Annotated in this window: 3 protein-coding genes; 1 reads left to right on the forward strand and 2 read right to left on the reverse strand. The window is 74.1% G+C overall.

Translation table 11 applies throughout. The features are described 5' to 3' along the window. Positions 1–567 precede the first annotated feature (567 nt). Entirely contained in the window at positions 568–10431 is a 9864-nt protein-coding gene (locus ACZ6BG_RS30225; protein WP_469007400.1) for an amino acid adenylation domain-containing protein, read from the forward strand. A 204-nt stretch (positions 10432–10635) separates the two neighbouring features. Here ACZ6BG_RS30225 and ACZ6BG_RS30230 read toward each other — a convergent pair whose 3' ends face one another. Both ACZ6BG_RS30230 and ACZ6BG_RS30235 read right to left on the reverse strand, forming a co-directional pair. After that, complete coding sequence (locus ACZ6BG_RS30230) at positions 10636–25437, reverse strand: amino acid adenylation domain-containing protein (protein WP_469007402.1); 14802 nt, start codon at positions 25435–25437, stop codon at positions 10636–10638. Between the two features lie 503 nt (positions 25438–25940). After that, the gene (locus ACZ6BG_RS30235) at positions 25941–26324 is read right to left on the reverse strand and encodes a hypothetical protein (RefSeq protein ID WP_469007405.1); all 384 of its coding nucleotides are present in this window, start codon (positions 26322–26324) and stop codon (positions 25941–25943) included. Between the last annotated feature and the right edge of the window lie 179 nt (positions 26325–26503).

Here is a 26503-nt window from a genome sequence, read left to right on the forward strand (position 1 = left end):
CACCGCTTCCCCTGCTCTGCGTCGTGCTGTCGCATGCCGCCCACCCCCACGTAGTCGCACCGCAAGAGGTTGCCCGGACCAGGCCCGTTCACGGGCGAGTTGACCAGCTCGTCGAGAATCCTTTACGAGACACGAGCGGGAGCGCCACCGTCGGCGCATGCGTCTCCTGCGCGGACAACGGCGGCCCGGACAGCGCGGACAACTCTCCCATTGACAGACGCATACGCCCTGATCAATCATCACAGCGGACGGCCTCATCGACAGACGATTTACCCATCGCTTTGTTTCGTATGGCGGTGGCGGCTCCTTCGACTGTCTGGACGTATTCACGCTCTACTCGGAGGTAAGCACGCTCTACAGCAGGTCACACGGCATGCCGAGCCTCCTCACGACACGTCATGTCACATCTGTGCACGGTGAATACACCCAGTGTGACGAAGCGGCCGGCCATTCGCTCTTGGATTGCAATGTGTAACTTCTCCGGGGCCCGACCGACCCTGCTGAGCGAAATCCCGCGCCTATTCAAGTCACCTCTGTGAATAAGCCCCGAGAGCGGAAGAGTTCAGCTTGTCCACAAACCAAAATCTGGCCACGACCGTCCTCGCGCAGGCCCGTCGCCGCCCCGATGCCGTCGCGCTCGTCGACGGCGAGCAGACCCTCACGTACGCGGAGCTCGACGCGGCGAGCGCGGCGGTCGCCGACGCGCTGCGCCACCACGGACTGCGGCCGGGGCAGGCCGTCGCCGTCTGCCTGCCGCGCTCGTGGGAGCTGGTCTGCGCCATGCTCGGCGTCCTGCGGCTCGGCGCGACCGTCGTTCCGCTCGACGCCCAGAGCCCGCCCGAGCGCCGACGCCACATCCTGACGGACTCGGCCTGCGCGGCGGTGGTGCGCGGCGCCGCCACTCTCGACGAACTGCCCGAGGCGGTACGGCCGTTCGACGTGTCCGCACTGCTCCAGGGCGCGCCCGGCGAGGCTCGTGTGCTCGGCGAGCTTGGCGCGTCCGGCAAGGCCGGTGCGCCCGGCAAAGCCGACGGTGACACCGCCCCGCCCGACAACGCTGTCAAGGACAGCACCGGCGTCTCCTTCATCTTCTACACCTCCGGCAGCACCGGCCGCCCCAAGGGCGTCGAGGTGCGGGACGCCGGAATCCTCCGCCTGGCGCGCCCCGGCTATCTGCGCCTTGACGAGGGCGCGCGCTTCGCCTGCCTGTCCAACCCGGCCTTCGACGCGATCAGTTTCGAGGTGTGGGTACCACTCCTGACGGGCGGCCGGTGTGTGATCCTGCGCGACGAGACGGTGCAGACCCCCGACGTCCTCGCGGCCGAGCTGGAACGGCTGCGCGTCGACGTCCTGTTCATCACCGTGGCGCTGTTCAACGCGATCGTCGACAAGGTGCCGCACTGCTTCTCCGGCATCGGCCAGGTCCTGGTGGGCGGCGAGCAGCTCAACGCGCGGCTGATCCAACGCTGGTTCCGCGACAACCCCGACAGCCCCACCCGGCTCCACAACGTCTACGGCCCCACCGAAGCCACCACGTTCGCCCTCTGCCACCCGATCCCCCGCGACCTGGACAGCGAGGTGATCCCGATCGGGCTCCCGCTGCCGGGCACCGGGGCACTCGCGGTCGTCGACGGCACCCGCGCCGCCGAACCGGGCGAGGTGGGCGAGCTGTATCTGTCCGGCGAGGCGCTCGCGGCCGGGTACCGCAACCTGCCGGAGGAGACCGAGCGCCGCTTCGTGAGCCTCCCCTCGCACGCTGCCGGAGCCGACTCCGGACCCGACCGCCATTACCGCACCGGCGACTTGGTGCGCGTCGACGCCGACGGCCGCGTCGAGTACGTCGAGCGCGTCGACCGCCAGGTCAAAGTGCGTGGCTTCCGCGTCGAGCCGGGCGAGCTGGAGCGGCAGATCGTGGCCCACCCGGCGGTGCGCCAGGCGTACGTCTGCACCCGCCGCGACCCGGACGGCGTCAATGAGCTCCTGGCCTATCTGGTGCTCGGCGCGGACCTGTCGTACGACGACTTCGACCGCCATCTGGCCGCGAGCCTGCCCGCGTACATGCGCCCCCACCGCGCCTACCGGGTGGACGAGTTGCCGCTCAACGCCAACGGCAAGGTCGACAAGTCCGCTCTGCTGCGACGGGCCGACGCTCCCTGGACCGCCGCCGGTGACGGACGTCCCGAGGACGCGGGGCCCGTCACCGGCCCGCAGCGCGAAGTGCTGGCGCTGGCCGGCCGGATCCTGGGCGTCGGCGATCTCCGGCCCGGTGACCGGTGGGTGGCGAGCGGCGGCGACTCGCTGAAGGCGCTGCGGCTGCGCTTCGATGTGCGGCGGCGCTGGGGCCTTGACCTGCCTCAAGCCCTCGTCCTGCGCGCCGACTTCGCCGGGCTCGCCGCCGCGATCGAGGCGGGCCGGGCCGGGGACGGCGTGCCCTACCCGCCGGTTGCCGCCCCCGCGGGAGCCGCCTTCGCACCGGCCACCTCCGAGCAGCAGCGCCTGTGGCTGCTCCAGCAGCGGCAACCGGACTCCCGCGCCTACCACGTGCCGCTGGCCTTCCGCCTCGACGGCGCCGTCGACACCTCGGCGCTCCGCCACGCCCTGCGCGCCCTCGTGGCACGGCACCCGGCGCTGCGTACCGCCTTCGAGTCCACGCCCGCCGGGCTGCGGCAGGTGGTGCGCGACGCCTACGACCCCTGGGCCGAGCCCACGGACGAAGCGCTCCGCTCCGAAGGCGGCCGCCGCGCCTTCACCGACGACTTCTTCGCCGCCCCGTTCGACCTGGCCGTGCCCCGGCTCCTGCGCGCGTGCTGGCTGCCGTCCCCAGGCGGCGGCGAACTCCTGCTGCTCGCGCACCACATAGCCGTCGACGGCTGGTCGCTGAACGTGCTGTTCGGCGAGTTGTCGGCGGTGTACGCCGAGTACGCGCAGGTGGCGAGCGGTGAGCCGCAGGCCGCGGCGGGGCACCTGCCCGCCCTGACCGCACTGCCCACCGCGCCCCCGGATGCCTCGCCGGTCCCGACCCCCCTCGACCACGCCACCTGGCAGGCCACCTGGTTCACGCACGACGCGTACCGAGCCCAGCGCTCCGAACTGGGCCGGTACTACGCCGCGTCGGCGAGCGAGTCGACCCCCCTGGAGCCGGTCCGCGCCGCCGGGCCCACCCCCGACGGCCGCCTGCTGCGCACCACGCTGGACGCGGGCCGCCGCGCCGCCCTCGACCGGCTCTGCGCCGACCTCGGCCTCACCCGCTTCGCACTCCTCCTGGGCGTGTACGCCTGGAGCCTGTACGGGGTGACCGGTCGCACCGCTCCCCGGATCGCCGGGCCGGTCGCCGGACGGCCGGTGCAGGAGTTCGAGGCGAGCGTCGGCATGTTCGCGAACACGTTGCTGCTGCCGCTGGAACTGGCACCGCGCGAGCGGCTGCGCGCCCAGTTGCGGCGGCACGCCGACACCGCGCAGGCGGTGCTCGACCGGCAGGACGTCGCCCTCGCCGACGTCCTGGCCGACCGGGAGGCGGGCGCCGGGCAGGCGCCGTTCGACTTCCTCTTCGTCCTGGAGAACACCGACTTCGGCGCGCTCGCGCTGCCCGGTTGCACGGCACGGCCCGAGTGGCCGACGCCGAGCGAGGCGAAGTGTCCGCTGACCCTGTCGGTGGTGGAGCACGGCGCGAGCGTCGACTGCCTGTGGGAGTACGACGCCCGGTACTTCGACGCCGACGAAGTGGCCGCCCTCGACGTGCTGTTCCGCCGCGCCCTCGACCTGCTGGCCGCCGGAGCCGACCCCACCCTCGCCGAGCTGGTGGCGCCCCACCGCCGCGAGCTGCCCGAACCCGGCCGCGCCGCCCCGACGCGACCGGACTTCACCACCGTCGCCGAGGGCTTCGCCGATCAGGTCCGCCGGACCCCCGACGCGCCGGCGCTGGCGTCGGCGGACCGCACGTTCACCTACGCCGAACTTGACGCGCATGCCGCCGCGTTGGCCACCGAGCTGCGGCGCGAGCACCCGTCACCGCCGGACGACGACGGCCCCCGTCACGTCGCCCTGTACCTCGACGCCTCGCCCGAACACGTGGTGGCGCTCCTTGCGCTGGCCCGGCTGAACCTGACCATCGTGCCCCTCGACCCCTCGTACCCGCCCGCGCTGCTGCGGCAGATCCTGGACCAGGTGGAGCCGCTGTGCGTGCTGGTGCCGCCGGACGGGGCGCCCACGCTCGACGCGTTCGCCCCGGCCGGGCTGCCGCGCCGACCGGTCGTGCTCCCGGACCCGGCGCCGACCACCGTCGGCGCGTTCGCGCCGCATGACGGACGGCAGCCGCTGTACACCCTGTTCACGTCCGGCTCCACGGGCGTCCCCAAGGGCGTGCGGGTGCCCGACCGGACGCTGTGCAATCTGCTCCAGTGGCAGCGGGAGTCCGGTGGTCTCGCGGCGCCCGCGGTCACGCAGCAGTTCGCCATGCTGTCCTTCGACGTCTCCTTCCAGGAGATCTTCGGCACGCTGTGCGGGGGCGGCCTGCTCCATCTCATGCGCCCCGGTCTGCGCCAGGACGCGCCCGCGCTCCTCGACCGGCTCGAAGCGGACGGGATCGAGCGCCTCCACCTGCCGTACGTGGCACTCCAGGTCCTCGCCGAACACGCTGTCCGCCTCGGCCGCTACCCCTCGCGGCTGCGTGACGTCATCACCGCCGGTGAGCAGTTGCTGTGCACGGACGCCATTCGCCGCTGGTTCGCCGGACTGCCCGGCGCACGCCTCTTCAACCACTACGGGCCGACCGAGACGCACGTGGTCAGCGCGCTGTGTCTGGACGGGGACCCGGCGGGCTGGCCGGAGCGTCCGGCCATCGGGCGGCCGATCGCGGGCGCCTGGCTGCGGGTCGTCGACGACGCCGACGAGGCCCTGCCGCCGGGACGCCCCGGCCGCCTCCTCATCGGCGGCCCCATGGCGGCGCCCTGCTACCTGGGCGACCCCGCGCTGAACGCGGAGCGCTTCGTCGACGTGCCCGGCCTCGGCACGTTCTACCGCAGCGGTGACATCGCCCGCTTCGACGCGGACGGGCTGCTGCACTACCTGGGCCGCGACGACCAGCAGATCAAGGTGAGCGGCCACCGCCTGGAACTCGGGCAGGTCGAGGCGGCGCTGCTGCGGCATCCGGACGTCGTGAACGCCGTGGTCGTACGGGACGCGGACGCGCTTGTCGCTTGCGTGCAGGTGCGGGACGGGGCCTCGGGCACGGGATCGGCCGAGGGCGCGCGCACGGACGGCGTGGACGGCGTGGACGGCTCGGGCAGTGCGGCGGCGCCACGGGGGCTCACCGCGGACGCGCTGTCCCGGCATCTGGCGCCGCTGCTGCCCTCGTACATACACGTCGACCGCTTCCGGCGCGTGCGGGCACTGCCGCTCACGCCGAGCGGCAAGCTGGACCGGCGGGCGGCGCTCACCGCTCCCGGCGAGGAACTGCGGCACTCCGGCAGCGGCGCCGGGCCGGTTCTCTCGGCGTACGAGGCCCGGCTCAGCGAGCTGTTCCAGGAGGTGGTCGGGCGGCCCGTCGGGCCCGAGCAGCGCTTCTTCGACGCCGGGGCGTCCAGCCTGGACCTGATGCGGTTCCATCTGCGGTGCACCGCGGAGCCGGAGCTGCGGTTCACCATCCCCGATCTGTTCGAGCACGTGACGGTGCGGCGGCTGGCCGCGTTCCTGGAGTCCGCGCTTCCCGCTCCGGAACCCACCGGGCCCCTGCCCGCCTCTGCCTCTGCACCTGTCCCCGATGTCGCCTCCGCCGTCGACGAGCCCATCGCCGTCATCGGCATGGCGGTCCGGCTGCCCGGCGCCGACGACCTCGCGGCCTTCTGGGACCTGGTGCGTACCGGGGCCCGCGGCATCGAGCACTTCGACGCCGCCGAAGGACTGGTCGGCGCGCGCAGCCAGATGTCGGGCCTGCTGTCCTTCGATCCGGAGCACTTCGGCATCAGCCGACAGGAGGCCCGGCTGATGGATCCGCAGCAGCGGCATCTCATGATGAGTTCCGTCCAGGCGCTCGCGCACGCCGGGATCACCGACCCGGGCGCACGGCGCGTCGGGCTCGTCGCCGGGTGCGGCGAGAACACCTACTTCCAGGCGCTGCTCCGCGAGGGCGATCCTGAGCAGGTGCCCGACAGCTTCCAGATGGCGCTCCACCACGACAAGGACTTCCTCACCACCAAGGTGGCCTACCACCTGGACCTGTCGGGACCTGCCTTCACCGTGCAGGCAGCGTGCGCCAGTTCGCTGGTGGCGGTGCACGTCGCGGCCGGGCTGCTCCGCCAGGGCGACGCCGAGGTGATGCTCGCGGGCGGGGTGCTCGTCGACACGCTCCTCACCGACGGCTACACCTACCGTCCGCAGCACATCTTCTCCAAGGACGGGCACTGCCGGCCGTTCAGCGACGACTCCAGCGGGACCGTCGGGGCGAGCGGCGTCGGCGTGGTCGTCCTCAAGCCGCTGCGCTCCGCGCGCCGCGACGGCGACACCGTGTACGCGGTGATCACCGGCTCGGCCCTCAACAACGACGGCTCGGGGAAGCTCAGTTACAGCGCGCCGTCGCTCGCCGGGCAGCGCGAGGTGATTCGTGGCGCACTGCGCCGCAGTGGGCGTGACGGCGCCGAGGTGGGCTATGTCGAGGCGCACGGCACGGGTACGCAACTGGGTGACCCGGTGGAACTCGGGGCGCTGCGGCAGGCGTTCGGGGTGTCGGAGGCGAGCGTGGGTGCCTCGGGCGACGCGAGCGGCTCGGACGGCGCAGATGGCTCGGGCGGCGCAGACGGCACAGGCGTCGTGGATGGCGGCGCGGGCGGTTCGGGCGGCGCGAGCGACACGATCGGCTCGGACGGCTGCGCGCTGACCTCGGTGAAGAGCCAGATCGGTCATCTCGGCGCCGCGGCGGGCGTGGTCGGTCTCGTACGGGCCGCCCTCGCCCTGCACCACGAAGTGATTCCGCCCAACGTCGACTTCCACCGGCTCAACCCCCGACTCGGCGCCGACGCGGCCCCCTTCTGCATTCCGACCGAGGCGCGCCCCTGGCCCGCCGGGCGCCCCCGGGTGGCGGCCGTGAGCAGCTTCGGCATCGGTGGCACCAACGCGCACCTCGTCCTCGAAGCGGACGGGGAACCGGCGCCGGGCGGGGCTGCGAGGTCGCACGAGCCCCCGGTGTCGGTCGGCCCCGCGTCGCACCGTCCCGTCGTGCCCTGCCTGGTGCTGTCGGGCAGCAGCGCGGCCGGGCTGCGCGCCGACGCCGCCCGCATCGCCGACTATCTGGAGGCCCGGCCCGAGGCGTACGACCACGTCCTGCGCCATCTGCAGGCCGGGCGACCGGCACGGCACCGACGGGCCGCGGCGGTCTGCGCCGACGCCGGGGCCGCCGTGGCGTGGCTGCGTACGCTGTCCGCCGTCGAAGCACCCGGCATCGACACGACGGCCCAGGAAGGCCCCCGCACCGCCGGGGACCGCACGGCCACGGAACTCGTCGACGCCTGGCTGGCGGGCCGGGCCGTCCCTTGGCCCACGGGACCCGCCCAGGCCCCCTGGGACTTCCCCCCACCCGCCTTCGACCTCGCCGAGTACGACTTCCCACGCGCCGCCCCCACAAGGACCGCTCCCCCGAGCGCCGGCCCGCGCCGGCCGGAGGCCGACTGGCCGCAGCGGCTGCCCGAAGCCGACTGGCTGCACCAGCCGCACTGGATACGCCTCAGCCGCGCCCGCACGCCCGCCGGTCCGCGCACCTCCGCGACACTGGTGGCGCTGACCGCCGACCCGATGCCGTCCGAGGCACTGCGCCCCTTCGCGGACGTGTACGAGCGGGTGGTCCGGGTCAGTGCGGGCCGCGCCTTCGCCCGCCTCGCGGACGGCGTGTACGAGGTGGATCCCACCGACCCCGGCTCACTGCGGCAGTTGCTCACCGCGCTGACCGAGGCGGGACCGTCCGCGCCGTCCGGGCCGTCCGGGCCGTCAGCACCCTCCGGACCAGCAGGCCCCCTGGACATCGACTGGCTGCACGCGCTGCCGCTCGCCGTCACCGGGCCCGTCGGCGACGACACCCTCGACCGCGCCCATGGGGCCTGCCTGGACACCCCGGCGGCCCTGCTCCGGGCGGCGGCGGACCTGCCGGACTCGCTGCGCCTGCGCCCCTGGTGGCTGTCGTACCGCGCCCAGCCGGTCGAAGGTGACGTGCTGCGGCCGGAGTTGGGGCTGCTCGCGGGCGCCGGCGAAGTGGCACCGCAGGAGTGTGGCGTCGACGGCCGCTGGCTGGACCTGCCCTCCGGGGACCCGGGCGACTGGACCGCCGCCCTGGCCGCGCTCCTTGCCGAGGCCGACGCCTCGACGGGCCTGCCCCGGCGGCTCGCACTGCGCCAGGGCTACTGGTGGCGGCAGGCGCTGCTTCCCGTGCCCGCGGCCGAAGCGCCCGACGCCACGGAACCCGGCATACCGTCGGCCGGGGCCGGCACCCATGTGATCCTCGGCGGCACCGGGGGGATCGGCGTCGCCCTCGCGGCCTGGCTGCTCACGCGGTCCGACTGCCGGGTCGTCCTCACGTCCCGGCACCCCCGGCTCCCCGCCGACCTGACGCCGTGGGCGGACCGCGTCGAGCTGGTCGAGGCCGACCTGGCGACGGAACCGACCCAGGTGGTCCTGGAGCGGATCGAGGCACGCGCCGGACGGATCGGCGGCGTGGTGCACGCCGCGGGCGAGGCGGGCGGCGGGCTGATCGCGCGCCGCGACGGCGCCGCGATGCGGCGGGTCACGGCGGCCAAACTGCGGGGCGCGCTCCTGACGGAGCGTCTGATCGAGCGCCACCAGCCGGACTTCGCCGTGTACTGCTCGTCGATGGCCGCGCACTTCGGAGGCATCGGCCAGTTCGACTACGCCGCCGCGGCCGGTCTCCTCGACGGCTTCGCCCGCCACCGCTCCGGAGAAGCCGAGACCACGGCGCGCCTCGGGATCGGCTGGGACATCTGGAGCGAGGTCGGCATGGCCCGCGACGCCCTGCGGTCCGACCCCCGGCACCAGGCGCATCTCGCGGTCGGCCTGGCGGCGAAGGAAGGGCAGCGGCTGTTCGCCAGGGCGTTGACGCTGGGCCTGCCGCAGCTCCTGGTGTCCACCACCGACATCGGGCGGGCACGTGACTTCTACGTCGCGCCCGCGGGCACCCGGCCGGGGGTACGGCACGAAGACACCGTTCCGCCAGGCCCGACCGCTGGTCAGAGCCCTGGCCTGAACGCCCGTCAGGGCGCTGGTCACCGTGCGGGGCAGGAGCCCGATCAGGTCGCCGCCCGGCTCGGCGGCTGGGCCCGGTCCCTGCTCGGCCTGGACGACATCGACCCGGCCGCCTCGCTGTACGACCACGGCGCCGATTCCCTCATGATGCTCGACCTGATCGCCAAGGTGGCGGAGCACTACGGAGTCGACGTGGAGCTGTCCGAGCTGAGCCACCGGGTCAGCCTCAACGAGGTGGGCTCCCATGTCACCGGCGCCACCCGGCGGGCGACACCGGCACCGGCACCAGCACCAGCACCAGCACCAGCACCAGCACCAGCACCGGAGCAGACAGCGCCGACGGCGGGGCAGGTGGCACAGACAGCAGGTCAGACGACACAGACAGCGGATCAGGCAGCCGCAGCGCAAGTCGCCGCCGACGATCAGCTCGTCTCCGTAGAGGTCTGGCAGCAGGGCACCGGCCGCGACCTGATCTGCCTTGTCCACCCCGTCGGCGGCGACATCCAGGCGTACCGCGCCCTGGTCTCCGAACTCGCCCCGCACCTCACGGTCTGCCTGATCGCCGACCCCGCGCTGCGGCGGGCGGACCTGCCCGGCTGGTCGATCTCCGACCGGGCCCGCCGCTATCACGCGGCGCTCCAGGCCCGCTTCCCGCACGACGCGTGGCAGTGGCGGCTCGGGGGCTGGTCGTTCGGCGCCTGGGTGGCGCACGCCATGGCCGCGCAGGCGGAGGCGGCCGGGCTGCCGGCCACGCGGCTGTATCTGCTCGACCCGCCGCCTCCGGGTGCCGCGCGGCACTTCCAGGCGTACGACGAGACGCAGTTCGAGGCGGTGTTCGCGCACGAGCTGGGCCAGGGTGACGCCGGGGGTCCGGCGAGCCCGCGGGCGACGGCGTACGCGGAGCGCCTCGCCCGCTGCTGCCGCGCCAACGTGGCGGGCCTGGCGCGGCACGAACTGCCCCGGCTGACCGGCACGCCCACGCGCGTGTGGCTCGCGGGCCGCGCGGTGGCCGGGCTGCCGCCCATGGGCGCGCCGGACGCGCAACGGCTTTCCTGGCGGGCGGAGTTGCCTCGGCTCGCTTCCTGCGACGTGCTGGACGCCACGCACTACGGCATCGTCCGGACCCCGCAGGTGCGGGTGGTGGCCACCACGATCAACGCCGACTCCTGGCCGGACGCGACGCCGCGCTGAGCGGGCTCCCGGCGCACGCGTCCGCCGGGAGCATCGGCGCCACCCGAGCCACCCGTCCGGCCGCCACCGCACCGCTCCCCCGCCCGAGGAACCCGGCTCGAGGGGGGGGCGGTACGGAACGCCGTCCGCCCCCCTGCCCCCCCCTGCTCCCCTGCTCCCCTGCTCCCCTGCTCCCCTGCTCCCCTGCTCCCCTGCTCCCCGCTGCTACTCCCCCTCCTCGCCCCCGCGAGCAAGGCCCAGCTCGGACCGTACGAGTGCCGCCACCTGCCGCACCTCGTCGCTCTCCAGCATCTCCCAGTGGTCGCAGGGCAGTGGCTCGACGAGGTAGCCGCCGCCCGCGCGCCGTCCCCAGAACTCCCGTACCTCCTTGCGGTAGGCCTCGGGCGCCTCCTCCTCGGCGGCCTGCACGAAGACGGTCCTGGCCGGGGTAGGCGGCGGGGCGTAGGCGGCGATGGCGCCCCGGTTGTTGTTGTAGACGTCGAAGTACCGCTCGATCTGGTCGTCCTCGATGCCGGGGTACATGCCGTTGAACTTGACGAGCTTGTCGCGGAAGTCCGCCATGCCGACCGGGCCGACGGCGGCGCGCGCTTCGGTGTCCTCCGTGCCGGGCGCGTCGAGGAGCACGACGCTCAGGCGGGTGTGGCCCGCGGCGGCGAGGCGGCGGCCCAGCTCGTGGGCGACCAGGCCGCCGAACGACAGCCCCACCACGACCAGCGGGGCGCCGTCGAGGAGCGGCTCGGCCAGCTTCTCGTACGCCTCGGCCATCTCCTCGACCGTCGGCAGGAACGACTCGCCGGGGTGCAGGCCGGGCGACTGGATGCCGTACACGCCGACGGTGTCGGGGAGTTCCTTGGCCAGCGAGAGGTAGCAGAACGCGGTGCCGCCCGCCGGGTGGACGCAGAGCACGCGCGCGTGGCCGTCGCCCGCGCGGAAGGAGATGAGGTCGCTGGGCGGGGCGCCGGAGGCACCGCCGCGCAGCCGTTCGGCCTGCTCCTCGATGGTCGGGTGGAGCAGGACGTCGCGGACCGAGACCTCCGCGCCGAGTTCCTCGCGGATGGCGTGGGAGAGCTTGATGGCCGAGATGGAGGTGCCGCCGACGTCGAAGAAGCTGTCCCGGATGCCGATATCGGCGGTGAGCAGGAGCCGCCGCCACAGTTGGTAGAGGGCCCATTCGGCGTGGTCGCGCGGGTTGGCGCGGTTGACCTGGACGGGCCCTTCGGCGTGCGCCCGCTCGACGAGGGCGGCACGGTCGAGCTTGCCGTTCGGGGCGAGCGGGAGCCGATCCAGGGTCAGGAAGAGCGAGGGCACGAGGTACGTCGGCAGGCGCTCGCCGAGGAACGCGCGCAACTGCCCGTCGGACGGCCCGCCCACGGCCAGGTCGACGGGGACCACGCAGGCGAGCAGGTGCGGAGCGCCGTGCTCCGCGCTGACCACGACGGCGGCCTGGGCGACGCTCGGGTGCTGGGTGAGGGCCGCCTCGATCTCGGCGGGCTCGACGCGGATGCCGCGGATCTTGGTCTGGTCGTCGGCGCGGCCCGCGTACACGAGTTGCCCGTCGGGGGTCCAGCGGGCGAGGTCGCCGGTGCGGTACATGCGGGCACCGGGCGGCCCGTAGGGGTCGGCTACGAACCGCTCCGCGGTCAGGGCGGCCCGGCCGTGGTAGCCGCGGGCGACGTGGCCCGCCACGTACAGTTCGCCGATCGCGCCGGGCGGCAGCGGCGTGAGGGCGGGGCTGAGGACGTGGGCGCGCATGTTGCCGAGCGGGGTGCCGATGGGCGTGGCGCCCGTGTCCGCCGGTCGCTCGTCGGCAAGGGCCTCGCCGGTGGGGCGTTCCTCTCCAAGGCCGGTGCGGCGTTCCTCGGCAGCGCCCTCGCTGGTGGGGCGTTCGGCGGCAGGCCCGCGCCCGGAAAGACGCTTCTCGGCAACTCGCCCCTCCGCCGTGAACGTCGTCGCGTAGAACGACTCGGTCTGCCCGTACGCGTTGACGACGCGCGCACCCGGCACCGCCCGGCGCACCCGCTGGACGAGCGCGGCGGGCAGCGCCTCTCCGGCCAGGACGACGGAGTCGGCGCGCAGCGCCCCGTCGTCGAGCTGGTCGAGGAGTTCCGCCAGGACCGACGGCACGGCGCTGAGGAGGCCGCCGCTCCAGCCGCCGCGCTCGCCGACCGTGAGGACGTCGCGGACGACCTCGACGGTGCCGCCCGCGGCGAGGGTGGTGAGGATCTCGAAGACGGACACGTCGAAGTTGACGGACGTCGCGGCCAGGGTGCGGGTGTCGGCGGTGACCCCGGTGGCGTCGGCCAGGCGCAGCGCGCCGTTGACGAGGGCACGGTGCGTGAGCGTGACGCCCTTGGGGGTGCCGGTGGAGCCGGACGTGTACATCACGTACGCGGCGTTGTCGGGCCGCGTCACCTCGGACGCCACGTCCGGCCCGGGTGCGGCGAAGTCGACGTCCTCGACGCACAGGTGGGGGACGTCGTCGTCAGGGGGGAGTACGTGGGCGGTGGCGGTGCTGGTCAGGACGAGGGCGCAGCGGCCGTCGGCCAGGATGTGGGCGAGGCGGGCACTGGGGTAGGCGGGGTCGATGGGCAGATAGGCCGCGCCCGCCTCCAGGACGGCGAGCATGCCGACGACGAGGTCCGTGGTGCGGGGCAGGGCCAGGCCCACCACGGTCTCGGGGCCCGCGCCCCGGGCGACGAGTTCGCGGGCGAGCCGCCGGGTCCGCGCGCCCAGTTCGGCGTACGTCAGGGAGACCTCGCCCCCGGTCACGGCGGTGGCGTGCGGGCACTCGGCGGCGCGCTCGGCCACGAGTCGGGGGACGGTCCAGTCCGGTACGTCGACGGCGGTGCCGTTCGCCCGGTCGAGCAGCAGCTCGCGTTCGGCGTCGAGCAGGAGGTCGAGGCGGGCGAGCGGGGTGTCCGGGTCGGCGGCGATCTGGTCGAGGATGCGGGCGAGGCGGGCGGTGATCGCTTCGACGGCGGCCCGGTCGAAGGTGCCGTCGCGGTACTGGAAGTCCATCCGCAGGTCCGGCTCCGCGATCACGGTCAGCGGGTAGTGGGTGCCGGAGATCGCCCGGGTGCCGGTGACGTTGACCCCGGCCGCCGCGAGCGCGGAGGCGAGTCGGGGCCGGTCGACCGGTATGGACTCGAAGACGAGCATCGTGTCGAAGAGGGTGCCGAGCCCGGTCCGCTTCTGGATGTCGCTGAGGCCGTGGTGATGGTGGTCCAGGAGGACGGCCTGGCGCTCCTGGAGCGCGGTGAGGACCTGCGCGAGCGTGTCCTGGGGCGCGTACCGCACCCGTACGGGAAGGCCGTTGACGAACAGGCCGACCATCTCGCCGACGCCCGGAACCTGCGGCGGCCGCCCGGAGACGGTGGTGCCGAACAGCACGTCCTGGCGTCCGGTGAGCCGGCCGAGGAGCAGTCCCCAGGCGCCCTGCAGGAGCGTGTTGAGGGTGAGGCCGAGGTCGGCCGCCCGGTCCTGGAGTGCGCGCAGCGTGCGGGGCGGCACGCGCAGTTCCACGTGGCCGGGGTCGCTCCGCTCGACGGCGGTGGCCGGGGCGGGCCCGGCCAGGAGCGTCGGCTCGCTGATCCCGTCGAGTTCGCGCGCCCAGGCGCGTGCGGCCGCCTCCTGGTCCTGCCCCGCCAGCCAGCCGAGGAAGTCCCGGTACGGGCGGACGGTCGGCAGCCCCGCGGCGTCGCCGTCGGCTGCGTACAGGTGCAGCAGGTCCGACACGAGCAGCGGCATGGACCAGCCGTCGAACAGGACGTGGTGGGCGGAGAGCAGCAACTCGGCGCGCTCCGGGCCGGTGTGGGCCAGCGTCATCCGCAGCAGCGGCGGCTCCGCGGGGTCGAAGGGGGCGGCGCGGTCCGCGGCGATGAGCCCTTCGACGGCGGTTTCAACGTCGGCGGTGTCGAGGCCGCGCAGGTCCACGACGTGCCAGGGCAGTGGTACGCCCTCGACGACGAGCTGGACCTGTTCGCCCGCCGCGCCGGTCGTGAAGGCGGTGCGCAGGGCGGCGTGCCGGTCCAGCAGCGCCTGGGCCGCGGTCCGCATCCGCTCGGCGTCGACGGCGCCGCCGAGGCGCAGCACGAAGTGCACGTGGTAGGCGTCGTACGAGACGTCGGCGAGGCTGCTCTCGAAGAGCAGCCCGGACTGTGCCGCCGTCACGGGCCAGACGTCGGCGAGGCCGGGATAGGCCCGCTGCCATGCCTCGCGGTCGCCCGGCTCCACCGCGACCAGTGGCCCGTCGGCACGCTCGGGTTCGGGGGCGACGGTCCCGGCCTCTCCGGTCTCTGCCGGTTCGGTCGCGATCGCCGCGAGGTGGGCGACGGTGCGGTGTTCGAAGACCTGCCGGGTCGTCAGGGCGATGCCGTGCGTGCGGGCGCGGGAGACGACCTGGACGGAGCGGATGCTGTCGCCGCCGATGGCGAAGAAGTCGTCGTCCACACCGACGCGTTCGAGGCCGAGGACGGCCGCGAAGGCGGCGGCCAGGAGCCGTTCGGTCGCGGTGCCGGGCTCGCGGTAGGCGGTGCCTTCGGCGCTGTCCGGCCGGGGCAGGGCGGCCTTGTCGAGCTTGCCGTTGGGGGTCAGGGGCAGCGCGTCGAGGAGGACGAACGCGGTGGGCACCATGAACTCGGGCAGCCGCGCGGCGGCGTACCGGCGGAGCTCCTTGACCCGCACCCCGCCGGCGGTGGGCACGACGTAGCCGACGAGCTGCGCCGTCCCCCGGTTCGCGCGCACCACGACGACGGCGCGGGCGACGCCGGGGTGCCGGGTGAGGACGGCTTCGATCTCGGCGGGCTCGATGCGCAGGCCGCGGACCTTGATCTGGTCGTCGCCTCGGCCCAGGTACTCCAACTGGCCGTCGGGCAGGCGGCGTACGAGGTCGCCGGTGCGGTACATCCGGGCGCCGGGCGGGCCGTACGGGTCGGCGACGAACCGCTCGGCGGTGAGGGCGGGGCGGTTGCGGTAGCCGCGCGCCAGGCTGGGCCCGGCCACGTACAGCTCGCCCGGGGTGCCCTGGGGGGCGGGGGCGAGGCGTTCGTCGAGGACGCGGACCCGGACGTCGAGGGCCGCCGTGCCGATGGGGGCGGGGCCGGTCGTCAGCGGGGCGCTGAGCGTGGCGCAGACGGTGGTCTCGGTCGGGCCGTAGGCGTTGACGAAGCACCGGCCCGGCGCCCACGCGGTGACGAGGCCCGGCGGGCAGGCCTCGCCCGCGACGGTCAGCGCCTTCAGTGAGGTCAGGGTCTTCGGGGCCGTCTCCGGGAGGGTGGCGACGACGCTCGGCGGCAGCGTCGCGTGCGAGACGTTGCGCTCCGCGAGCGTCTGGAACAGCTCGTCGCCCACGAGGCGCCGCTGGCGCGGCACGATCAGGGCGGCCCCGGTGGTGAAGGCCTGCACCAGCTCGACGAACGCGGCGTCGAAGCTCGGCGACGCCACCTGCAGGATGCGCGAGCAGGGCTCGATCGCGAGCCGCTCGCGCTTCGTGGCGCTCAGCGCGGCCAGACCGGCGTGGGTGACGGTCACGCCCTTGGGGCGGCCCGTCGAGCCGGACGTGTAGATCACGTACGCCGGGTGGGCCAGCGCGACCGGGACCTTCGGCTCGGTGTCCGGGGCCTGTCCCCAGGCCGTCCGGGTCTCCTCGCCGTCGACGGCGAGCACGTCCACGGGGAGCCCCTGCGGCAGCTCCGCGAGGCAGTCCGCGGTGGTCAGGATCGCTGCCGGGGCCGCGTCCTCGACCATGTACGCGATCCGGTCGGCCGGATACTCCAGGTCGAGGGGAAGGTAGGCGGCCCCCGCCTTCAGCACGCCGAGGGCCACGGCGACCTGGTCCGCGCAGCGCGGCATGGCCACGCCCACCAGGCTCTCGACGCCGACGCCCCGGCCGAGCAGCCAGTGCGCGATCCGGTTGGCCCGCGCGTCCAACTCCGCGTACGACCACACGGCTTCGTCGGACTCCACGGCGAGGGCGTCCGGGTCCTGCCGCACCCGGGCCGCGAACAGCTCCGGGAACGTGGCCTGCTCGACCTGGAGCGGGGCCTGCACCCGTTCGGCGGCGAGGAGTTCGCCGCGCTCCTGACCGGTGAGCAGGTCGGCGTAGCTGATGCGGTGCGAGGGATGGGTGACAGCGGTGGTGAGGAGCCGTTCCCAGCGGGCGATCAGGGTCTCGACGGTGGCCGCGTCGAACAGTTCGGTGGAGTACTCCACGCCGACCTGGATGCCCGTGGGCCGCCGGTCCTCGAAGGTCTCGTTGAGGCTGAACAGCAGGTCGTAGCGGGCCGTGCCGGTGCTCGCGTACTCGACGCCGACGCGGAGGCCGGGCAGTGCGAAGCGGCCCTCCTCGTTGTTCTGGAGGACCAACGCGATCTGGAACAGGGGGTGGTGGGAGGTGGACCGCTCCGGGTTGAGCTTCTCCACCAGGGCCTCGAAGGGGACGTCCTGGTGGGTGTATGCGGCGAGGCTCGACGTGCGGACCTGGGTGAGCAGTTCGGCGAAGGTGGGGTCGCCGGAGGTGTCGGTGCGCAGCACGAGGGTGTTCACGAACAGGCCGACGAGGTCCTGCAGGTTCTCGTCGGTGCGGCCCGCGATGCCGCTGCCGACCGCGATGTCCTCCCCCGCGCCGAGCCGGGTCAGCAGGGCGGCCATGGTGGCCTGCAGCACCATGAACGGCGTGGCGTCGGCGGAGCGCGCCAACTCGACGATGCCCCGGTGGAGTTCGGGGCCGAAGGAGGAGGTGAGCAGTTCGCCGGTGTAGGTGAGGGCGGCCGGGCGCGGGCGGTCGCCGGGGAGGGTCGTCGTCTCGGGCAGCCCGGCGAGCTGGTCCGCCCAGTAGGCGCTCTGCTCGCTGAACAGGCTCTCGGGGTCGGCGGGTTCGCCGAGCAGCTCGCGCTGCCACAGCGCGTAGTCCGCGTAACTCACCGGCAGCGGCGCCCAGTCGGGCGCGCCGCCCGCGCTGCGGGCCGTGTAGGCCGTGGCGAGATCACGGGCCAGCGGCGCCATGGACCAGCCGTCCCCGGCGATGTGGTGGATCACCAGGGCCAGGACGTGGGCGTCGTCACCCGTGCGGAACAGGCTCGGGTGCACGGGGACGTCGGCCGCCAGGTCGAAGACGTGGCGGGCTCCGGCGGTGACGGCACGGTCGAGTTCATCGGCGCCGGGCACCGCCCGCACCGTCAGCGGCGGCCGCGCCTTCTCCGGCGCGAGCACGTGCTGGTACGGCCTGCCGTCCTCGCCCTCTGGGAACACGGTGCGCAGGGTCTCGTGCCGGGCGATCACGTCGTGCAGCGCCGACTCCAGTGCCTGGACGTCCAGTTCACCGTCCAGGCGGAGGACGAACGCCATGTTGTACGTGGGCGAGGGGCCCTCGAACTGGTGGAGGAACCAGAGGCGTTGCTGGGCGAAGGAGAGCGGCGGGCGTTCGGGGCGTCCGTCGAGGCGGGTCAGCGGGGCCCGGGTGCGCGCGCCGTCCGCCAGGTGCGGGACGAGCGCGGCCACGCTGGGGTGCGCGAAGAACACCCGCAGCTCGACCTCCGCGCCGAGGGCGGCACGGATGCGGCTGATCAGCTTCGTGGCGAGGAGCGAGTGGCCGCCGAGGGCGAAGAAGTCGTCGTCGATGCCGACGCGTTCGACGTCGAGGATGTCGGCGAAAAGGTCACACAGCAGCTCTTCCTGGAGCGTGCGGGGCTCGCGGCTGCCCGCCTGCGGGGCGAAGTCCGGCGCGGGCAGGGCCCGCCGGTCCAGCTTGCCGTTGGCGCTCAGCGGCACAGCGGCGATCGCCACCACGGAGGCGGGCACCAGGTGCGCGGGCAGGCGCTCTTGCAGGTAGCCGCGCAGCGAGCCGACCAGCACGCCGATCTGGGTCGCCGCGGCCGGGTCACTGGCCAGCCGCTTGTCCCCCCGCCCGGAGGGCAGGTACACGCCGGTCAGGGCGCGGCCGGTCACGGGGGCGTCGGTGAGGATCAGCGCCTCGAACCGGTCGCCCGCGTCCGCCCAGGTCGACAAGGCGCTCCAGCCGAGCGCCTCGGCCCAGCCCCGCACCTGCTCCGGATCCAGCGCCGGGTGCCCGGCCGGGGCCTCCATCAGCTCGGCGTCGACGGCCAGGGCGACCTCGCCGACGACGCGGGCGTTGGGGATCCCGGTCACGCGCAGCGCGTGCCCGTCCTGTGCGCGCACGAGGGCTTCCAGGCCCCGCAGGTCGGTGACCTGGTGGCCCCAGGTGACGGTCGGGGCGTCGCTGACGTCCTCGACGGGGGTGCCGGGCTTGTGCAGGACGACCTCGTAGCGGTGGCGGGTGAGTTCGTTGTGCGCCGCGCCGGTCTTCAGGCGGATGTCGACGCCCGCCGCGCCGTGGCGGGCGGCCCACTGGTGGAACCACTCCGGGTCGAGGACCAGTTCGGGCTCGGTGAGCATGGCCCGCGCGATGGCGGCCCGCGCCGCCGACGGCGCGACGGCCTGGTGCTTGGCGTTCTGGGTGTCGTGCACCCCGGAGGCGAACAGGTGCAGCGACCCGGCGTTGCGCACGTCGCCCACCAGGATGCGCCCGCCCGGCTTCAGCAGCGTGAAGGCCTGGGCGAGGACCTGGTCCAGATACGCGGTGTGCGGGAAGTACTGGATCACCGAGTTCAGGACCACCAGCTCGAAGTGGTCCACCGGAAGCCCGCTCACGTCGTCCGCGTGCTGATGGCGCAGCGTGACCTTGTCCGCGAACCCGGCGTCGGCCACCTCCCGCGTCAGCCGCCCGATCACCTGCGAGGACAGGTCGGTCGCCCAGTACTCCTCGACGTGCGGCAGGACGTGCGCCATCAGCAGCCCCGCGCCCACGCCCAGTTCGAGCACCCGGTCCGGCCGCCAACAGGTGATCTGCCGCACCGCGGCGTCCCGCCAGTCGCGTATCTCGTCCAGGTCGATCGGCTCACCGGTGTAGCTGGAGTTCCAGCCGGTGAAGTCCTCGCCCCACTGCGTGGTGGGCGCCGAGTAGACGTCGTCGTAGATCTGCTCCCATTCGTCGACCTGCCGCTCGGCCTCCGCCACCTGCTGGGCGCCGTCCAGGTCCGGCACGACGTACGCCACCAGGCGCTTGTCGTCGTCTGCCGCGTGCACCGTGACGACCGCCCGCGCCACGGACGGGTGGTCGGCGAGGACCGCCTCGATCTCGCCGGGTTCGATGCGCATGCCGTGGATCTTGACCTGGTCGTCGGCGCGGCCGAGGTACGTCAACTGGCCGTCGGGAAGCTGCCGTACGAGGTCGCCGGTGCGGTACATGCGGGCTCCGGGCGGGCCGTAGGGGTCGGCGACGAAGCGTGCGGCGGTCAGGCCGGTGCGGTCGTGGTAGCCGCGGGCCAGGGAGGGGCCCGTGACATAGGCCTCGCCGGGGGCGCCGGGCGGCACCGGGGCGAGGCGGTCGTCGAGCACGCGGACCCGGGCGTCGGCCACGGCGGTGCCGATGGGGGCCGCGGCGCCCGTGAGGGGCGCGCTCATGGTGGCGCAGACGGTGGTCTCGGTCGGGCCGTAGGCATTGACGAACCGCCGCCCCGCGCTCCACCGCGCGGCGAGCCCCGGCGGACAGGACTCGCCCGCGACGGTCAGCACCCGCAGCGCGCCGAGCGTCTGCGGGGCCTCATCGGGCAGGGTGGCGACGACGCTCGGCGGCAGCGTCACATGGGTGATCGCCCGCTCCGCGAGGACCTGGTGCAGGTCGTCTCCGACCAGGCGCCGCTGCCGGGGCACCACGAGCGCCGCCCCGCTGGTCAGGGACTGCACCAGCTCCCAGAACGCCGCGTCGAAGCTCGGCGAGGCCACCTGCAGGACGCGGGAGGCGGGTTCGACGGCCAGGCGCTCACGGATGGTGGCACTGAGCGCGGCCAGACCGGCGTGGGTGACGGTCACGCCCTTGGGGCGGCCCGTCGAGCCGGACGTGTAGATCACGTACGCCGGGTGGGCCGGAGCGAGGGCAACGCGCGGCGCGCGGTCCGGGGCCTGCCGCCAGGCGGCCTCGACTTCCTCAGTGTCGACGGCGAGCACGTCCACGGGCAGACCCGGCGGCAGCTCGCCGAGGGCGTCCCGCGTCGTCAGGATCACCGCCGGAGCCGCGTCCTTGACCATGTACGTGATCCGGTCCGCCGGATACTCCAGGTCGAGGGGAAGGTGGGCCGCGCCCGCCTTCAGCACGCCGAGCGCGAGCGCGACCTGGTCGGCACGGCGCGGCATGGCCAGGGCCACCAGGCTCTCGGGCCCGACGCCCCGGCCGAGCAGCCAGTGCGCGATCCGGTTGGCCCGCGCGTCCAACTCCGCGTACGACCACACGGCTTCGTCGGACTCCACGGCGAGGGCGTCCGGGTCCTGCCGCACCCGGGCCGCGAACAGCTCGGGGAACGTGGCCTGCTCGACGGCGGGCTCGAAAGTGAGCGCGGTCAGGTCGCGGTGCTCGGCGGCGGTGAGCAGGTCGACCTCGCCGATGTGCCGATCGGGGTCGGCGACGGCCGCGGTGAGCAGGCGCTCCCAGCGGGTGATCAGGGTCTCGATCGTCGCCGCGTCGTACAGCTCGGTGGAGTACTCGGCCGTCAGGGCGATGCCTCCGGGGCCGGTGCCGCCCCCGGAGGTCTCCGTGAACGTCTCCGTCAGGCTGAGCATCACGTCGTAGCGGGCCGTGCCGGTGCCCCGGTCGTCGACGTCGGCGCGCAGGCCGGGCAGCTCGTAGACGGCTTCCTCGTTGTTCTGGAGCACCAACGCGATCTGGAACAGCGGGTGGTGGGAGGTGGAGCGCTGCGGGTTGAGCTTCTCCACCAGGGCGTCGAAGGGGATGTCCTGGTGCGTGTAGGCGGCGAGGCTGGTCTCGCGGACCTGGGCGAGGAGGTCGGCGAAGGTGGGGTCGCCGGAGGTGTCGGTGCGCAGCACCAGGGTGTTCACGAACAGGCCGACGAGGTCCTTGAGATTCTCGTCGGTGCGGCCCGCGATGCCGCTGCCGACCGCGATGTCCTCCCCCGCGCCGAGCCGGGTCAACAGGGCGGCCATGGTGGCCTGCAGCACCATGAACGGCGTCGCGTCGGCGGAGCGCGCCAACTCGACGACACCTCGGTGCAGTTCGGGCGGGAAGGCGCGGCGGAGCACGTCGCCGCTGTAGTCGAGATCGGCCGGGCGCGGTCGGTCGCCGGGGAGGGTCGTTGTCTCCGGCAGCCCGGCGAGCTGCTCGGCCCAGTAGGCGTACTGCTCGCCGAACAGGCTCTGCGGGTCCGTCTCGTCGCCGAGCAGCTCGCGCTGCCACAGCGTGTAGTCCGCGTAACTCACGGGCAGCGGCGCCCAGTCGGGCGCGGTGTGCGCCGCCCGGGCGCGGTAGGCGGCGGTCAGGTCGCGGGCCAGCGGGGCCAGGGACCAGCCGTCCCCGGCGATGTGGTGGATCACCAGGGCGAGGACGTGCGCGTCGGCGCCGGTGCGGAACAGCCGCGCCTGCACGGGGATGTCCGCCGCCAGGTCGAACGCGCTGCGGGCGGCCGCGGTGAGGCAGTCCGCCAGCGCGGCCTCGCCGTCCACCTGCCGCGCCGTGAGCGTGACCCGGTGGCTCCGGCCGACCTCGTCGGCGTCCAGGACGTGCTGGTACGGCTCGCCGTCGGCCTGGGGGAACACCGTGCGCAGCGTCTCGTGCCGGGCGATGACGTCGTGCAGGGCCGACTCCAGCGCCCCGACGTCGAGCGCGCCGGTCAGGTGGAGGACGAACGGCATGTTGTACGTGGGCGAGGCCTCGTACTGCTGGAGGAACCACAGGCGCCGCTGGGCGGGCGACAACGGCAGCCGCTCGGGCCGCTCGGCGCCCGGGGTGAGCGGGGTGCGGGCGCGGGCGGAACCGTCCAGGTGCGGGGCCAGTCCGGCGGCGGTGGGGTGGGCGAAGACGGTGCGCAGCTCGACCTCGGTCCCGAGTCTCGCGCGCAGACGGCTGATGAGCTTCGTCGCGAGCAGCGAGTGGCCGCCCAGGGCGAAGAAGTCGTCGTCGACGCCGACCCGCTCCAGGCCGAGGACCTCGGCGAACAAGCCGCACAGCAGCGCCTCGCGGGGCGTGCGCGGGGCGCGGCCGGTGGACTGGGCGGCGAAGTCCGGTGCGGGCAGGGCGCGCCGGTCCAGCTTGCCGTTGGCGTTCAGGGGCAGCTCGGCGACGGCCAGGACGGCAGCGGGGACGAGGTGGGCGGGCAGCCGCTCCTTGAGGTGGTCGCGGAGCGATCCGGCCAGGGCGTTGATCCGGGCGGCGGCGGCCGGGGCGTTGGTCGCCGCCGCGTCGGGACGGCCGGACGGGAGGTAGGTGCCGGTGAGGGCGCGGCCTTCGGCCGTGCCGTCGGTGAAGACCAGCGCGTCGAAGCAGTCGCCGGTACGCGACCAGGTCACCGCGGCGCTCCAGCCCCGATCCGCGGCCCAGTCGGCAAGCTGTTGCGGGTCCAACGCCGTGTGCTGCGGGTCCAGCGCCATGTGCTGCGGATCCCGTGCCGTCTGCTGCGGGTCCAGCGCCTTCTGCTGCGGATCCCGTGCCGTCTGCTGCGGGTCCGACGTCGACCCCTGCGGAGCCGGCACAGCCCGCTGCGGGCCCGGCACCGCGTCAGCCGCGGACCGCCGTGGAAGGAGGCGGGCACCGACAGCCAGGGCGGCCTCGTCGCGCAGGCGTGCGTTGGGGACACCGGTCACGCGCAGGACGCGCCCGTCGCCTTCGCGCACCCGCTGCTCGACCGCGCGCAGATCGGTGACGTGTCGGCCCCACTCCAGCACGGGGGCACCGCTGACGTCCTCGGTGGTCACGCCGGGCTTGTGCAGAACGACTTCGTAGCGGTGGCGGGTCAGCTCGTTGTGGGCGGCGCCGTCCTTGAGGCGGACGTCCACTCCCGCGGCGCCGTGGCGCTCGGCCCAGCGGGCGAACCAGTCGGGGTGCAGGGCGAGTTCGGGATCGGTGAGGATCGCGCGGGCCACGGCCACCCGCACCGCCGACGGCTCGGCGCCCGGACCGTCCGGTTCCTGGGCGTGCCGCGCCCCGGCGTGGAACAGCGGCAGCGTGTCCGCGTTGCGTACGTCCCCGACCACGATCCGCCCGCCCGGCGCGAGCAGCGCGAAGGCCCCGGCGAGGACCCGGTCCAGATAGGCGGCACCCGGGAAGTACTGGGCGACGGAGTTGAGGACCACCGTGTCGAAGTGGCCCTCCGGCAGGCCGCGCACGTCGTCGGCGCTCTGGTGGCGCAGCGTGGTCCGGTCCCCGAACCCGGCCCGCTCGGCCTCGCGGGCCAGGCGGTCGACGGCACGGGCGGAGAGGTCCGTGGCCCAGTACTCCTCGACGCGGGGCAGCAGGCGGGACGCCAACAGGCCGGATCCGGCGCCGATTTCAAGGATCCGGCGCGGCTCCCAGGACATGATGCGTCGCACCGCCGCGGCCCGCCACTCCCGCATCTCGGCCACGTCGATGGGCTCGCCCGTGGCGCGGGAGTTCCAGCCGGTGAAGTCCTCGCCCCAGGCCGTGTCGGGGGCGGCGTAGACCTCGTCGTAGACCCGCTCCCACGCCTCGACGATTCCCGGCCCGGACTCCGCGCGAAGGCTCGGCCCCTCTTCCTCGTCCGCCCGGTCGGGCTCCGGCACGACGTACGCCACCAGGTGCCGTTCGCCCGCGCGGTCCTCCCGCAGGACGACCGCGGCGCGGGCCACTCCGGGGTGCCGGCCGAGGGCGGCCTCGATCTCGCCGGGCTCGATCCGGAAGCCGCGGATCTTGACCTGGTCGTCGGTGCGGCCGTGGAAGGTGTAACAGCCGTCGGGCGCGCGGGAGACCAGGTCACCCGTGCGGTACATGCGGCTGCCGGGGCGGTCGCCGAAGGGGCAGGCCACGAAGCGTTCGGCGGTCAGGGCGTGGCGCCCCGCGTAGCCGCGGGCCAGGCCCTCGCCCTCCAGGTACAGCTCGCCGGGCTCGCCGTCCGGCACCGGGGCGAGCGCCGCGTCCAGGACGTGCGCGCGCAGGGCGACCAGCGGCCGGCCGATCGGCACCACGTCGCCGAGGTGGTCGGCCGCGGTCATGGGGTGGAAGGTGGTGGCGACGGTCGCCTCGGTGGGCCCGTACCCGTTCACCACGGTCAGGCCGGGGCAGGCGCGCAGGACGCGCGTCACCGCGGCCGGGGACAGGGCCTCCCCGGCGGCGCACACCTCGCGCAGCCCGGCGAAGGCCGTCGGGTCGTCGTCGGCGATCAGCGCGAACAGCGCCGCGGTCAGGACCACCATGGTCACGCCGTGGTCGGCGACGGCCGCCGCGAGCACGCGCGCGTCGATGCGTCCGGGCGGGGCGAGCACGACGGTGCCACCGCCGAGGAGCGGTATCCACAGGTCGTACGTGGAGGCGTCGAAGGCCACGGTGTTGTGCATCAGGAGCCGCTCGTGGTGCCCGGCCGCGAAGGCGGGGTCGGCGGCGAGGCCCACGACGCCCCGGTGGGTGAGGGCGACGCCCTTGGGCAGGCCCGTGGAGCCGGAGGTGTACATCACGTGCGCGAGCTGGTCCGGCCGCGTGCGGCGCGCGGGCCGTGCCACGGAGGCCGCGGCGAGGTCCGCCGCCGTGCCGGGCGCGTCCAGGACGAGGCGGGGCGTGCCGTGTTCGGGCAGGTCGGCCGTGGTGCGGGCGTCGGTGACGAGGAGGGCGGGGGCCGCGTCGTCGAGGAGGAACCGGAGGCGCTCGCCGGGGTGTTCGGTGTCAAGAGGGAGGTAGAGCCCTCCGGCCTTGAGGACGGCGAGGACGGTGACGACGTACGCGGCCGAGCGCGGCAGCGCCACGGCGACGACGGACTCCTGGCCGACTCCGTGCGCGCGCAGGACCTGGGCGAGCCGGTTGGCCGCCGTGTCCAACTCGCCGTACGACAGGGGTGTGCCGGTCCCGCCGACCACGGCGGCCGCGTCCGGGGTGGCGTCCGCCCACTGCTCGAACCGGGCCGCGACGGTCGTGTCCGCCGTGGCCCCGGAGAGGGCCGTGGCCCGAGAGGCAACTGCGGCCTGAGCGGCAGTCATGTCTGATGTGGCCAGAGAGGCGGACGGGTTCCCCGGGACAGCCATGCAGGCACGCTCCTTCTGTGGCCACTGTGGTAGTTGGCAACACCACGGACCATAACGTTCCGGCCAGGCCGGACGGAAGGTTCGACCGTCGACGCCGAGGCACTTCGCTCCGGCCCGCCGACTTGCCCCGCCACCAGGCCTGTTGGGTCACTCGGCCCCGTCCGCACCACGGCGAGGGCAGCGTCAGGAGACCGGGGCGCCCGACTCCGCCGAGAGGCGGGTACGGCTTCCCATGAGAGGGATGCGGAACGAACTGGCCGGGATGCAGCGCGTATCAGCCATCCTCGATCATCTTCGAACGCTGTCCCACGCTTCCACTTCACACTCTTCACTTGTACACCACACGACACTTGAGCCTCTTCACTGACTCAGAGACCGGTTCCGCTTAGGGGCGATTTCAAGCCATGCGGCTACCGGGAGTCGACGCCAAGTCCTCCAAGCCCCCAAGACGCAGGCGCTCAGGGCGCGTACACCGGGGTCAGGTCGAGCACGACGCGGACTGCTGGCACACCATGGATCCGGCGACGCTCATCGAGACGGGTTTCCACCTCGAGAACATGCCGCAGGCCCCGGACGCCGAGGTCGCGGCCCTCGCGTATCTGCCCGACGACTTCAACTCCTTCGTCGCGCTCGCCCGCGCCGGTCGCCACAGCGGTGTCCTCAGCACGGCCACCGGCGGCCGGCCGGAGCGGAGCCTGCGCTACCGCGAGCTCCTGCGTCCGAACAACGTCACCGGCGAACTCCGCACGTCCTGCGTCGTGGACGGCACCTGTTGGGGCAACTTCGCGTTCTTCCGCGAGGCCCCGGCCGACTTCACCGAGGACGAGCAGGACTTCGCCCACGACCTCGCCGCGGTGCTCGGCGGCGGCTTCCGGGGCGCGGTGGTGCGCGGCAGGAGCGGCAGCGGTACGGCGAGGTTCTGGCCCGGGCTGCTCCTGTTCGACGAGAACCGGCGCGTGGAGTCGGCGACCGGCCCGGCCCACCACTGGCTCGGCGAACTCGGCTTCCGCGGCTCGACGGC

The organism is Streptomyces sp. NPDC041205, from assembly GCF_055591765.1.

Excerpts from the sequence above, each read along its gene's own strand:
- ACZ6BG_RS30230 (WP_469007402.1), bottom strand. The coding sequence starts at position 25,437 with ATGACTGCCGCTCAGGCCGCAGTTGCCTCTCGGGCCACGGCCCTCTCC.